The sequence below is a fragment of the Streptomyces sp. NPDC046860 genome, assembly GCF_040645115.1.
Lineage (GTDB): Bacteria > Actinomycetota > Actinomycetes > Streptomycetales > Streptomycetaceae > Streptomyces.
The window spans coordinates 335,335-347,494 of record NZ_JBEYXQ010000002.1; the positions used below are offsets into that span (position 1 = coordinate 335,335).

The window sequence follows — 12,160 nt, forward strand, 5'->3', positions numbered from 1 at the left end:
CGGTTCCGCATGCCGCGCGCGAAGGTCGACGCACATCCCGGTACCAGGAGGTCAGCCATGCCCATCGCCACGGTGAACCCGGCGAACGGCGAGACGGTCAAGACGTACGAGCCGATGGACGACGCCGAGGTGGAGCGCCGGCTCCAACTCGCCGAGGCAACCTTCCGGACCTACCGGACGTCGTCGTTCGCCGAGCGCGCCGAGCATCTGAACCGGGCCGCCGACCTGCTGGAGGCGGACAACGACGAGATCGCCCGGGTCATGACGACCGAGATGGGCAAACCGCTGGCGCAGGCCCGCGCGGAGGCGGCCAAGTGCGTCAAGGCGATGCGCTGGTACGCCCGGCGGGCCGAGGGGCTGCTCGCCGAGGAGGTGCCGGACGAGGCGGACGTGAAGGACTCCGGGGCCTCGCGGGTCCGGGTCGTCTACCGGCCGCTCGGCCCGGTGCTGGCGGTGATGCCGTGGAACTTCCCGCTGTGGCAGGTGATCCGGTTCGCCGCGCCCGCGCTGATGGCGGGCAACGTCGGACTGCTCAAGCACGCCTCCAACGTCCCGCAGACCGCCCTGTATCTGGAGGACCTGTTCCAGCGGGCCGGGTTCCCGGTGGGCTGTTTCCAGACGCTGCTGGTCGGCTCGGCCGACGTCGACGAGATCCTGCGCGACGACCGGGTCAAGGCCGCCACCCTCACCGGCAGCGAACCGGCGGGCCGGGCGGTCGCCTCGACCGCGGGCGAGATGATCAAGAAGACGGTGCTGGAGCTGGGCGGCAGCGACCCGTACCTGGTGATGCCGTCCGCCGACCTCGACCGGGCGGCGAAGGTCGCGGTGACCGCGCGGGTGCAGAACAACGGACAGTCCTGCATCGCGGCGAAGCGGTTCATCGTGCACACGGACGTGTACGACGCCTTCGTGGAGAGGTTCGTCGCCGGGATGAAGGACCTGACGGTCGGTGACCCGATGGACGGCGCCACCGACGTGGGGCCGCTCGCCACCGAGCAGGGCCGCGCGGACGTGGAGGAACTGGTCGACGACGCGCGCCGCAGCGGGGCGGCCGTGCTGTGCGGCGGCGAGCGGCCCCGGGGCGCCGGCTGGTACTACCCGCCGACCGTGATCGCGGACGTCACCCGGGAGATGCGCATCCACCGGGAGGAGGCGTTCGGCCCGGTGGCGACCGTGTACCGGGCGGACGACCTGGAGGACGCGATCCTGATCGCCAACGACTCGCCGTTCGGCCTGAGTTCCAGCGTATGGACCGAGGACGAGGACGAGATGGCGCACTGCGCGCGGGACCTGGAGGCCGGGGGCGTGTTCGTCAACGGCATGACCGCCTCGCACGCCGCGTTCCCCTTCGGCGGGATCAAGCGGTCCGGGTACGGACGTGAACTCTCCGCGCAGGGAATCCGGGAGTTCTGCAACATCACCACGGTTTGGCAGGGAGCGTGAGGATCGCACGGATACGATCCGGTCTGTGAACGGCGAAGTGACCCTGCCCCTGATCGTGGACGAGCGAGGCGCGCTGCGGGTGTCGGCGTCCGACGTCAGCAAGCTGCTGCGCAGCGTGGGGGCACGGTGGGTGCATCTGGTGGAGGCCGGGGAGCGGGGGCTCGACGAGGACACCGTCGCCGAGCTGACCATCGAGCTGGCGAAGTTGGCGGACCGTATCGACGTGGCGTGCATCGCGCACAGCAGCGGGGCGCCGTAGGGGTTTTCGGGTGCGTGGTGGGGTGCTGCGCCGTCGTGGCTTGTCGCGCAGTTCCCCGCGCCCCTGGGGCCGGAGCAGTCGCCCGGCGATTTCAAGCGGCTCTGAGCTGCGGAGATGCCCTTTTACTACTCTCCGTTCTCGCCGGTTCGGAGTAATTCGGCGCGAGATCGTCGGCCTTACGGGTGAGTGTGGGTGGACCACCTTCTGACCGGCGGACGAAGGCCCGCCGGACGGCGAAAGCAGGGACCGCTCATGGCGACTTTGTGCAGACCCTCGGTGTCCGTGCCGGATCACGTGATCACCATGGAGGAGACCCTGGAGCTGGCCCGCACCCACCACGCGGACAACCCACAGCTCCCGTTGGCCCTCCGGCTGATCGAGAACACCGGAGTGCGCACCCGGCACATCGTGCAGCCGATCGAGGAGACCCTGAAGCACCCCGGTTTCCATCAGCGCAACAAGCTGTACGAGTACGAGGCCAAGGCGCGGGTGCCCGCGGTGATCCAGCAGGCGCTGGACTCGGCCGAACTCCTCACCTCTGACATCGATGTCATCGTCTACGTGTCGTGCACCGGCTTCATGATGCCGTCGCTGACCGCGTGGCTGATCAACGAGATGGACTTCTCCAGCACCACCCGGCAGCTCCCCATCGCCCAGCTGGGCTGCGCGGCGGGCGGTGCGGCCATCAACCGGGCGCACGACTTCTGCACGGCCTACCCGGAGGCCAACGCCCTCATCGTGGCCTGCGAGTTCTGCTCGCTGTGCTACCAGCCGACCGACCTCGGCGTCGGCTCCCTGCTCTCCAACGGCCTGTTCGGCGACGGCATCGCGGCCGCCGTCGTACGCGGCCGGGGCGGCACGGGGGTGCAGCTCGAGCGCAACGGCTCGTACCTGATCCCCAAGACCGAGGACTGGATCTCGTACGACGTGCGGGACACCGGGTTCCACTTCCTGCTGGACAAGCGGGTGCCGACCACGATGGAGCCGTTGGCCCCGGCGCTCCAGGACCTCGCGGGCACCCACGGCTGGAACGCCTCCGACCTGGACTTCTACATCATCCACGCCGGCGGCCCCCGAATACTCGACGACCTCAGCAAGTTCCTGAAGGTCGAGCCGCACGCGTTCCGGTTCAGCCGGGCCACGCTCACCGAGTACGGCAACATCGCCAGCGCCGTCGTCCTGGACGCGCTGCGCCGGCTGTTCGACGACGGCGGTGCCGAGCAGTCCGCGCGCGGACTCCTGGCCGGCTTCGGCCCCGGCATCACCGCCGAGATGACCGTCGGCCGCTGGGTCGACCGGGACTAGGAGGGGGCCATGAACGACGAGACGCTCACCGAGACCCCGCCCCCGATCCGGCCATGGCCGGCCGTCGACCTGCCGGGCACCGACTTCGACCCGGTGCTGGCCGAGCTGATGCGCGAGGGCCCGGTCACCCGTATCCAGCTGCCCAACGGCGAGGGCTGGGCGTGGCTGGTCACCCGGTACGAGGACGTACGCATGGTGACCAACGACCCCCGGTTCGGCCGGGAGGCGGTGATGGACCATCCGGTCACCCGGCTCGCGCCGCACTTCATCCCGGACCGGGGCGCGGTCGGCTTCCTCGACCCGCCCGACCACACCCGGCTGCGCCGCTCGGTCGCCGCCGCGTTCACCGCGAAGGGCGTGGAGCGGGTACGGGAGCGGTCGCGGGCCATGCTGGAGGAGCTGGTGGACGAGCTCCTCCAGGACGGTCCCCCGGCCGACCTGACCGGCGCGGTGCTCAGCCCGTTCCCCATCGGGGTGATCTGCGAGCTGATGGGCGTGCCCCCGGCCGACCGGCACGCCATGCACGAGTGGACGCAGCGCATCCTGTCCTCGGCGCACGGCAAGGAGGTCAGCGAGCAGGCCAAGCGGGAGATGAGCGCCTACTTCACGGACCTCATCGGGCACGGCCCGCACGGACCCGAGGACGCCGTCTGCTCGCTGCTGAGCGCGGCCGTGGACCGGGACGAGGTCACGCTGGTGGAGGCGGTCGGCCTGGCCGTGCTGCTCCAGATCGGCGGCGAGGCGGTCACCAACAACAGCGGGCAGATGTTCTACCTGCTGCTGACCCGGCCGGAACTGGCGGAGCGGCTGCGCTCGGACCCGGCGATCCGGCCGAGGGCGATCGACGAGCTGCTGCGCTACATCCCGCACCGCAACGCGGTCGGCCTGTCCCGGATCGCGCTGGAGGACGTGGAGGTCGGGGGTGTCCGCATCCGTGCGGGCGACGCCGTCTACAACTCCTACCTGGCCGCCAACCGCGACCCTGAGGTGTTCCGCGACCCGGACACCATCGACGTCGAGCGCAGCCCCAACCCGCACGTGGCGTTCGGCTTCGGCCCGCACTACTGCCCGGGCGGGATGCTGGCCCGGCTGGAGTCCGAGCTGCTGGTGGACGTCCTGCTGGACCGGGTCCCGGGTCTCAAGCTCGCGGTGCCGCCGGAGGAAGTCCCCTTCCGCAAGGGCGCGTTGATCCGGGGGCCCGAGGCCCTGCCGGTCACCTGGTAACCCGGTCATGACGTCGACCGAGGGACTGCTCGTGCCGCCGGGACACGGCCGGGTCGTGCAGACGGCCGCCCAGCGGGTCACGTTCAAGGTCACCGGCACCCACTCGCGGACGGCCTCCACCTTCGAGGTGGAGGTCCCGCCGGGCTTCGACGTGGGCGCCCATGTGCACACCCACAGCGAGGAGCTGTTCTACGTCCTGGACGGGGAGCTCGACGTCCTCGCCTTCGAGCCCCGCATCCGCACTCCCGACAACTGGCAGAAGTGGGAGTCGACTTCGGGCAACCGGGTCGTACGGGCCACGCCGGGCACGGTCATCGTCGTCCCGCCCGGCTGCCCGCACGCCTTCGCCAACCCCACCGACACCCCGGCCCGCATGTTCTTCCAGGCCTCTCCCCCGCCGGACCACGAGCGCTACTTCGAGGAACTCCTGGAGATCCTGGACGCGGGAGGCCCCCCGGACCAGGAGGCCATCGAGGAGCTGCGGAAGCGCTACGACATCGACCAGCTCACCCCTCTGAAGCACCGGTGAGCGAGTCGGCCCGAGGGGCGCGGGGAACCCCGCGCCCCCCGGCGCTAGCGAATCGGCACCCCGGCCAAGGTCCGGGCGATCACCAGCCGCTGGATCTCGCTGGTTCCCTCGAAGATCGTGTAGATGGCGGCGTCCCGGTGCATCCGCTCGACGGGGTACTCCCGCGTGTACCCGTTCCCCCCGAGGATCTGGATCGCCTGGCCGGTGACCTTCTTCGCCGTCTCGCTGGCGAACAGCTTGGACATCGATCCCTCGGCCGCGGTGAACGGCCTGCCGTTGACGGCCATCCACGACGCCCGCCACACCAGCAGCCGGGCCGCGTCGATGGACGTGCGCATGTCCGCCAGCTGGAAGGCGACTCCCTGGTTGTCGACGATCGGCCGCCCGAACTGCTCACGGGTGGTGGCGTATTCGAGGGCCACCTCGTAGGCGGCGCGGGCGGTGCCGACGGCCATCGCGCCCACGGCGGGCCGGGACGCCTCGAAGGTGGCCATCGCCGCGTTCTTCACCCTCTCGCCCCCGCCGCGGGCCCGCTCCCGCGCCCGGGCCAGCCGCTCGTCCAGCTTCTCCTTGCCGCCGAGCAGGCAGGAACCGGGCACCCGCACGTCCTCCAGGACGACCTCCGCGGTGTGCGAGGCGCGGATGCCGTGCTTCTTGAACTTCTGGCCCTGGCCGAGACCGGGGGTGCCGGGCGGGATGATGAAGGAGGCGTGGCCCTTGGACCCCAGCCCGGGGTCGACCACGGCGACGACGACGTGGACGTTGGCGATGCCGCCGTTGGTGGCCCAGGTCTTGGTGCCGTTCAGCACCCACTCGTCCTTGGCCTCGTCGTACACCGCGCGGGTGCGCATGGAGGCCACGTCGGAGCCGGCGTCGGGCTCGGAGGAGCAGAACGCCGCGACCTTGACGTCGTTCACGTCGCCGTACATCTGGGGTATCCAGGTGCCGATCTGCTCCTCGGTGCCGTTGGCGAGGACGCCCACGGCCGCGAGGCCGGTGCCGACGATGGACAGGGCGATACCGGCGTCGCCCCAGAACAGCTCCTCCATGACCATCGGGATGCCGAGGCCGGTGGGGTCGAAGTACTGCTGGGCGTAGAAGTCGAGGGAGTAGACGCCGATCTTGGCGGCTTCCTGGATGACCGGCCAGGGAGTCTCCTCACGCTCGTCCCATTCGGCGGCCGCGGGCCGGATCACATCGGCGGCGAAGCCGTGCAGCCAGTCCCGGACCTCCTTCTGTTCGTCGTTGAGCTCCATGGTGAACTCGGCCATGTCCCCTCCAGCGGCGCACGAGCGGTGTTACTAGCGGTAACCAGAGTCTGTTACCGACCGGTAGGCAAAGTCAACTCCGGATGACGCCTTTGGTATCCCGTTCGATGTCAGGGCCGCGGTGAGTGTTAGTTTGCGCAGGCGTCACCGAATCAGCACGGGTGGGGAGAGCACATGGACACCACACAGCGGACCGATCAGCAGAGGTCCGCCGACCGACGGCGGCGGGAGCTGCTGGAGGCCGCCGACCGGGTGGTGCTGCGCGACGGCCCGCAGGCGTCGATGAACGCCATCGCCGCGGAGGCGGGCATCACCAAGCCGATCCTGTACCGCCACTTCGGCGACAAGGGCGGCCTGTACGCGGCCCTCGCCACCCGGCACACCGACGCCCTGCTGGACTCCCTGCGCGCGGCCCTGGACGCCCCGGCCGACCGCCGGGAGCGCGTGGAGTCCACCCTCGACACCTACCTCGCCGCCATCGAGGCCCGGCCGCAGGTGTACCGCTTCCTGATGCACCCCTCCGAGGGCGGCCAGGGCGGCGAAGCCGGATTCGACGTCGGCAAGCACAGCGCCCCGCTGCTGCGCCGGATGGGCGAGGAGCTGGCCCAGGTCATCGAGGAGCGCGTGGACCTCGGACCGGGCAGCCAGCGACTGGCCCGCGTCTGGGGGCACGGCATCGTCGGCATGATGCACGCGGCCGGGGACTGGTGGCTGGGCGAGCGCCCCTGCTCGCGGGCCGAACTGGTGCGCTCCCTGGCCGACTTGCTGTGGGGCCGCCTGGCGGCCGCCGGTGACCGGGTGGGCGGTCCGGGCTTCTGATCCCGCCCGCCGGGCCTCAGGAGCGCCAGGGGGCCCGTCGTACCTGCCGGTCCAGCTTGCGCCGGCGGCGGCCCGTCACGCGGTCGGCGTAGACCGTGCCGTCCAGGTGGTCGCACTCGTGCTGGAGGCAGCGCGCGAAGAACCCGGTGCCGTGGACGGTGACCGGCTCCCCCGTCATCGTGAAGCCCTCGACCACCGCGTGGTCGTACCGCACGGTGCCCGCCTCCAGGCCCGGCAGCGACAGGCACCCCTCGGGGCCCAGGAACTCCAGACCGTCGGCCGCCACCAGCCGGGGGTTGACGACATGGCCCAGGTGGCGGACCTCGTCGTCGTCCGGGCAGTCGTACACGAACACCCGCTGGTCCACCCCGATCTGGTTGGCGGCCAGGCCCACGCCCTCGTTGGCGTACATGGTGGCGAACAAGTCCGTCACGAGTCCGGCGAGTTCCGGACCGAAGTCGGTGACGTCACGGCATGGGGTGTGCAGCCCGGTGTCGCCGAGCAGGGTGAGGGGCCGGACGCGCCCGTGGGCACCCGGTATCGAGCGGTGTCGCATGACGGCAAGGGTACGGTTCGTTCGGCCCGCGCCGAGCGCGCGAGGGCGGGCCGGGTGGACCGGGATTCGGGTGTGCGAACGGTTCTCGATAGGCTGAGGCCCACACCACGCTGCCGGATGGCCCCAGGCGCGGCGCGTACGCAAGGAGGATCGAGGACTGATGGCAGGCAACTCGGACCCGCTCTCGCCGCGGGCCAAGCTGGCCGTGACCGCGGGCAAGGCGGTCGCGGCGGCATCGCGCGCCGCCGGGCGCGGCAGCGGGTCGGTGATCGGCGGAAAGGTCGCCCTGCGGCTCGACCCCGACCTGCTCGCCCGGCTCGCCACCCACCTGGACGTGGTCCTGGTGTCGGCGACGAACGGCAAGACCACCACCACCCGGCTCATCGCCGAGGCACTGCGCGCCGCCGGGCCCGTCGTGTCCAACGCGCTCGGCGCCAACATGCCGGCCGGCATCACCTCCGCCCTCGCGGGCGGCTCGGACGCCAAGTTCGGCGTCATCGAGGTGGACGAGAAGTATCTGGCCGGTGTGGCACGTGACACCAGCCCGAAGTGCATCGCGCTGCTGAACCTCTCCCGCGACCAGCTGGACCGCGCGGCGGAGACCCGGATGCTCGCGGAGAACTGGCGCGAGGGCCTGTCCGGCTCGAAGGCCGTCGTCGTCGCCAACTGCGACGACCCGCTGGTGGTGTGGGCGGCCTCGTCCTCCCCGAACGTGGTCTGGGTCGCGGCCGGCCAGATGTGGAAGGACGACGCCTGGTCCTGCCCGTCGTGCGGCGGCGTGATGCAGCGCCCCGGCGACGACTGGTTCTGCGGCGAGTGCGGCTTCCGCCGTCCGACCCCGACCTGGGCGCTCTCCGGCGACCACGTCCTCGACCCGCACGGTTCGGCCTGGCCGATCCACCTCCAGCTCCCGGGCCGCGCCAACAAGGCGAACGCGGCCAGCTCGGCCGCCGTCGCCGCCGTGTTCGGGGTGCCGCCGCAGGTGGCGCTGGAGCGCATGTACCAGGTGCAGGCGGTCGCCGGACGCTACGACGTGGTCCAGTTCCAGAACCGCGACCTGCGTCTGCTGCTGGCGAAGAACCCGGCCGGCTGGCTGGAGACCTTCTCCCTGATCGACCCGCCGCCCACCCCGGTGATCCTCTCCGTGAACGCCCGCGGGGCGGACGGCACCGACACCTCCTGGCTGTGGGACGTGGACTACACCCGGCTCACCGGCCACCCGATCTTCGTGGTCGGCGACCGGAAGCTGGACCTCGCCGTGCGCCTGGAAGTGGCGAACCAGCACTTCCAGGTGTGCGAGAACCTCGACGAGGCCGTCGCCGCGGCCCCGCCGGGCCGTATCGAGGTCATCGCGAACTACACCGCGTTCCAGGACCTGCGCCGCCGCGTCGGCAACTGAGCCAGAAGGGCGAAGACCTCCTCATGAGCGACAACCAACTGCGGCTGGTGTGGATCTATCCCGATCTGCTGAGCACCTACGGCGACCAGGGCAACGCCCTGGTCGTGGAGCGCCGGGCGCGCCAGCGCGGCCTGGACGTGGCCCGTCTCGACGTGCGCAGCGACCAGCCGATCCCGACCTCGGGCGACATCTACCTGATCGGCGGCGGTGAGGACCGTCCGCAGCGGCTGGCGGCCGAGCGGCTGCGCCGCGACGGGAGCCTGCAGCGCGCGGTGGAGAACGGCGCGATCGTCTTCTCCGTGTGCGCCGGCTACCAGATCCTGGGCCACGAGTTCATCAACGACCTCGGCCAGCGCGAGCCCGGCCTCGGCCTGCTCGACGTGGTGTCGACGCGCGGCGAGGGCGAGCGGTGCGTGGGCGACGTGCTCGGGGACATCGACCCGCGCCTCGGCCTGCCCCCGCTGACCGGGTTCGAGAACCACCAGGGCGTCACCCATCTGGGCCCGAGCGCCCGCGCCTTCGCCCAGGTGAAGCTGGGCCGGGGCAACGGCACCGGGGACGGTACGGAGGGCGCGTACAACGGGACCGTGTTCGGTACCTACATGCACGGCCCCGTGCTGGCCCGTAACCCGCAGATCGCGGACCTGCTGCTGAAGCTGGCGCTGGACGTGAACGCGCTGCCGCCGATCGACGACCGCTGGTACGAGGCGCTGCGCGACGAGCGCATCGCCGCGGCACAGCAGCCCGCGTAATCACGGCATATCACCCATATCAGTACACCCGTCAGGCGGGCTCCCGGGCATCGGGGAGCCCGCCTGACGCATACTCCGCTCACCTGTGCGGGTGCGTCCAGCAGGCGGACGCCCGCTGGGTGAGGGGGCCATGACGCCGGTAGTCTGGCCGGGAACCCGCCGGACAACGTGGTCCGGTCTCCCGGCCCACGTCGAGAAGGTAATTCGGGCTATGCGCATTGGTGTCCTCACCTCCGGCGGCGACTGCCCCGGCCTGAACGCCGTCATCCGGTCCGTCGTGCACCGAGCCCTCGTCGACCACGGCGACGAGGTCATCGGCTTCCGCGACGGCTGGAAGGGCCTGCTGGAGTGCGACTACTTGAAGCTCGACCTGGACGCCGTGAGCGGCATCCTGGCGCGCGGCGGCACGATCCTCGGCTCCTCCCGTGTCCGTCCGGAGCATCTGCGCGGCGGGGTCGAACGGGTGAAGGGCCATGTCGAGGAACTCGGGCTCGACGCGATCATCCCGATCGGCGGTGAGGGCACGCTGAAGGCGGCTCGGCTGCTGTCGGACAGCGGGCTGCCGATCGTGGGCGTGCCCAAGACCATCGACAACGACATCTCGGCGACCGACGTCACCTTCGGGTTCGACACCGCCGTGGGGGTCGCCACCGAGGCGCTGGACCGGCTGAAGACCACCGCCGAGTCGCATCAGCGGGTGCTGATCGTGGAGGTCATGGGCCGCCACACCGGCTGGATCGCGCTGAACTCGGGCACGGCGGCCGGCGCGCACGCCATCGTCGTCCCGGAACGCCCCTTCGACATAGGGGAGTTGGCGCGCCGGGTGGGTGCCCGGTTCGAGGCGGGCAAGCGGTTCGCCATCGTGGTGGCCGCCGAGGGCGCCAAGCCGCTGCCCGGCTCCATGGAGTTCGACGAGGGCGGCCGGGACATCTACGGCCACGAGCGCTTCGCCGGTATCGCCCGGCAGCTCTCCGTCGAGCTGGAGCAGCGGCTCGGCAAGGAGGCGCGGCCGGTGATCCTCGGGCATGTGCAGCGCGGCGGCACGCCGACGGCGTACGACCGGGTGCTGGCGACCCGGTTCGGCTGGCACGCGGTGGAGGCGGTGCACCGGGAGGAGTTCGGCCGGATGACCGCGCTGCGCGGCACGGACGTCGTGATGGTGCCGCTGGCCGACGCGGTGAGCACCCTGAAGACGGTTCCGGACGAGCGGTACGCCGAGGCGGAGTGCGTGCTGTAGTCCGGGGCGCGGGGAGGTGCGGACCCCGCTCACGGCCGGGCGCGGGGGCGCCCGTACCCTGAGTGCGGACAGAAACCGCTCAACCCCCACGAACCAGGAGCCGCCGGATGGACCACAGCGGGCACGGCATGGTGCCGGATCTGCCGCCGTTCACCTTCGGACGGGGGCTCGCGTGGTCGGCCGACCCCTTCTTCCTGGTCGCCTGCGTGGCCGGGCTGGCCCTGTACGGCTGGGGGGTGCTGCGGCTGCGGCGGCGCGGGGACGCGTGGCCGGTGTCGCGGACGGTGTCCTACGTCGTCGGCGTGCTGACCATCGCCCTGGTGATGTGCACCCGGCTCAACGACTACGGCATGGTCATGTTCAGCGTGCACATGGTGCAGCACATGGTGATCAGCATGCTGTCGCCGATCCTGATCCTGCTCGGCGCCCCGGTGACGCTGGCGCTGCGGGCCCTGCCCACGGCAGGCCGGGGGAAGACCGGCCCGCGTGAACTGCTGCTGGCGCTGCTGCACAGCCGGTACATGCGGTTCATCACCCATCCGGCGTTCACGATCCCGCTGTTCATCGCCAGTCTGTACGCGCTGTACTTCTCGCCGGTCTTCGACTTCCTGATGGGGTCGAGGGCCGGGCACATCGCCATGATGGTGCACTTCCTGATGGTGGGCGTCGTCTTCTTCTGGCCGATCATCGGCGTCGATCCGGGCCCGCACCGGCCGAACCATCTGATGCGGATGCTGGAGCTGTTCGCGGGGATGCCGTTCCACGCCTTCTTCGGCATCGCGCTGATGATGGCGTCCGAGCCGATGGTGGAGACCTTCCTGCACCCGCCCGCCTCGCTCGGCATCGACGCGCTCTCCGACCAGGGCGCGGCCGGCGGCATCGCCTGGGCGTTCAGCGAGATCCCGTCGGTCCTGGTGCTGATCGCGCTGCTCTTCCAGTGGTACCGCTCCGAGCAGCGGCAGGCCCGCCGCAAGGACCGGGCCGCGGAGCGGGACGGCGACCAGGAGCTGGAGGCGTACAACGCCTACCTGGCCTCGCTGAGCGCCCGCGAGGGCTGATCCGGCGCGGAATTCCGCGGGCTCACCGTGTGCCGGTGGGCCCGGAACCGGGGCACGATGGTGGTGGACGGACCACGAGGAGGGTGCCGCGATGCCCGGTTCCATGCGAGGTTCCAGCAAGGCGGACGGTTCCACCAGGGCGATGGGGGCGCTGACCGTGGGCGGTCTCGTCGTCGTCACGGCGTACACGGTCGCGCTCGGCAGCAACGGCTGGCTCTGGTTCGGCTGGGTGGTGCTGGGACTGCTCACGCTGGCGCTGGCCGTCACGCAGTCGTGAGGACGCCGCGCCGCCTCCGGCCGCGCCACCGCCG

At 71.1% G+C, this 12,160-nt stretch carries 13 protein-coding genes; 11 read left to right on the forward strand and 2 right to left on the reverse strand.

Annotation, left to right across the window (positions count from 1 at the left end; all coding sequences use genetic code 11):
• Positions 1-57 precede the first annotated feature (57 nt).
• From ABZ898_RS05035 to ABZ898_RS05055, 5 genes are all read left to right on the forward strand, one after another.
• Positions 58-1,443 carry an NADP-dependent succinic semialdehyde dehydrogenase gene (locus tag ABZ898_RS05035; protein WP_361652864.1) on the forward strand — a complete coding sequence of 462 codons (1,386 nt, stop codon included), beginning with the start codon at positions 58-60 and terminating at the stop codon, positions 1,441-1,443.
• A 25-nt stretch (positions 1,444-1,468) separates the two neighbouring features.
• Positions 1,469-1,702: a DUF6213 family protein gene (locus ABZ898_RS05040; protein WP_217460603.1), complete on the forward strand. Its 234-nt coding sequence runs from the start codon at positions 1,469-1,471 to the stop codon at positions 1,700-1,702.
• A 252-nt stretch (positions 1,703-1,954) separates the two neighbouring features.
• Positions 1,955-3,007, forward strand: coding sequence for a type III polyketide synthase (locus ABZ898_RS05045; protein WP_361652865.1), 1,053 nt, complete (start codon positions 1,955-1,957; stop codon positions 3,005-3,007).
• Positions 3,008-3,016: 9 nt separating this feature from the next.
• The gene (locus ABZ898_RS05050) at positions 3,017-4,231 is read left to right on the forward strand and encodes a cytochrome P450 (protein WP_361652867.1); all 1,215 of its coding nucleotides are present in this window, start codon (positions 3,017-3,019) and stop codon (positions 4,229-4,231) included.
• Between the two features lie 7 nt (positions 4,232-4,238).
• A complete protein-coding gene (locus ABZ898_RS05055; protein WP_361652869.1) occupies positions 4,239-4,760 on the forward strand; it encodes a cupin domain-containing protein in 522 nt (173 codons plus the stop codon).
• Positions 4,761-4,804: 44 nt separating this feature from the next.
• Here the strand turns inward: ABZ898_RS05055 and ABZ898_RS05060 are convergent, their stop codons facing one another.
• Complete coding sequence (locus tag ABZ898_RS05060; RefSeq protein ID WP_361652871.1) at positions 4,805-6,031, reverse strand: acyl-CoA dehydrogenase family protein; 1,227 nt, start codon at positions 6,029-6,031, stop codon at positions 4,805-4,807.
• 171 nt (positions 6,032-6,202) lie between these two features.
• Here ABZ898_RS05060 and ABZ898_RS05065 point away from each other — a divergent pair, with 171 nt between their 5' ends.
• The gene (locus ABZ898_RS05065; protein ID WP_361652873.1) at positions 6,203-6,847 is read left to right on the forward strand and encodes a TetR family transcriptional regulator; all 645 of its coding nucleotides are present in this window, start codon (positions 6,203-6,205) and stop codon (positions 6,845-6,847) included.
• Positions 6,848-6,863: 16 nt separating this feature from the next.
• Here the strand turns inward: ABZ898_RS05065 and def are convergent, their stop codons facing one another.
• Positions 6,864-7,403, reverse strand: a complete 540-nt coding sequence (def, locus tag ABZ898_RS05070; protein WP_361652875.1) for a peptide deformylase — start codon at positions 7,401-7,403, stop codon at positions 6,864-6,866.
• A 160-nt stretch (positions 7,404-7,563) separates the two neighbouring features.
• On the opposite strand from def, the gene ABZ898_RS05075 reads away from it, so the two are divergent.
• The 5 genes from ABZ898_RS05075 (at position 7,564) to ABZ898_RS05095 (ending at position 12,126) form a co-directional block, all read left to right on the forward strand.
• Positions 7,564-8,802: a MurT ligase domain-containing protein gene (locus ABZ898_RS05075; RefSeq protein WP_135788428.1), complete on the forward strand. Its 1,239-nt coding sequence runs from the start codon at positions 7,564-7,566 to the stop codon at positions 8,800-8,802.
• 23 nt (positions 8,803-8,825) lie between these two features.
• Positions 8,826-9,554, forward strand: coding sequence for a glutamine amidotransferase (locus ABZ898_RS05080; RefSeq protein WP_361652877.1), 729 nt, complete (start codon positions 8,826-8,828; stop codon positions 9,552-9,554).
• Between the two features lie 211 nt (positions 9,555-9,765).
• Positions 9,766-10,791 carry a 6-phosphofructokinase gene (locus ABZ898_RS05085; protein WP_361652879.1) on the forward strand — a complete coding sequence of 342 codons (1,026 nt, stop codon included), beginning with the start codon at positions 9,766-9,768 and terminating at the stop codon, positions 10,789-10,791.
• 107 nt (positions 10,792-10,898) lie between these two features.
• Positions 10,899-11,849 carry a cytochrome c oxidase assembly protein gene (locus tag ABZ898_RS05090; RefSeq protein ID WP_361652881.1) on the forward strand — a complete coding sequence of 317 codons (951 nt, stop codon included), beginning with the start codon at positions 10,899-10,901 and terminating at the stop codon, positions 11,847-11,849.
• Between the two features lie 91 nt (positions 11,850-11,940).
• Positions 11,941-12,126, forward strand: coding sequence for a hypothetical protein (locus tag ABZ898_RS05095; protein WP_202494650.1), 186 nt, complete (start codon positions 11,941-11,943; stop codon positions 12,124-12,126).
• Positions 12,127-12,160 lie beyond the last annotated feature (34 nt).

Excerpts from the sequence above, each read along its gene's own strand:
- ABZ898_RS05055 (WP_361652869.1), top strand. The coding sequence starts at position 4,239 with ATGACGTCGACCGAGGGACTGCTCGTGCCGCCGGGACACGGCCGGGTC.
- ABZ898_RS05095 (WP_202494650.1), top strand. The coding sequence starts at position 11,941 with ATGCCCGGTTCCATGCGAGGTTCCAGCAAGGCGGACGGTTCCACCAGG.
- ABZ898_RS05085 (WP_361652879.1), top strand. The coding sequence starts at position 9,766 with ATGCGCATTGGTGTCCTCACCTCCGGCGGCGACTGCCCCGGCCTGAAC.
- ABZ898_RS05045 (WP_361652865.1), top strand. The coding sequence starts at position 1,955 with ATGGCGACTTTGTGCAGACCCTCGGTGTCCGTGCCGGATCACGTGATC.
- ABZ898_RS05075 (WP_135788428.1), top strand. The coding sequence starts at position 7,564 with ATGGCAGGCAACTCGGACCCGCTCTCGCCGCGGGCCAAGCTGGCCGTG.
- ABZ898_RS05050 (WP_361652867.1), top strand. The coding sequence starts at position 3,017 with ATGAACGACGAGACGCTCACCGAGACCCCGCCCCCGATCCGGCCATGG.
- def (WP_361652875.1), bottom strand. The coding sequence starts at position 7,403 with ATGCGACACCGCTCGATACCGGGTGCCCACGGGCGCGTCCGGCCCCTC.
- ABZ898_RS05060 (WP_361652871.1), bottom strand. The coding sequence starts at position 6,031 with ATGGCCGAGTTCACCATGGAGCTCAACGACGAACAGAAGGAGGTCCGG.
- ABZ898_RS05080 (WP_361652877.1), top strand. The coding sequence starts at position 8,826 with ATGAGCGACAACCAACTGCGGCTGGTGTGGATCTATCCCGATCTGCTG.
- ABZ898_RS05035 (WP_361652864.1), top strand. The coding sequence starts at position 58 with ATGCCCATCGCCACGGTGAACCCGGCGAACGGCGAGACGGTCAAGACG.
- ABZ898_RS05065 (WP_361652873.1), top strand. The coding sequence starts at position 6,203 with ATGGACACCACACAGCGGACCGATCAGCAGAGGTCCGCCGACCGACGG.
- ABZ898_RS05090 (WP_361652881.1), top strand. The coding sequence starts at position 10,899 with ATGGACCACAGCGGGCACGGCATGGTGCCGGATCTGCCGCCGTTCACC.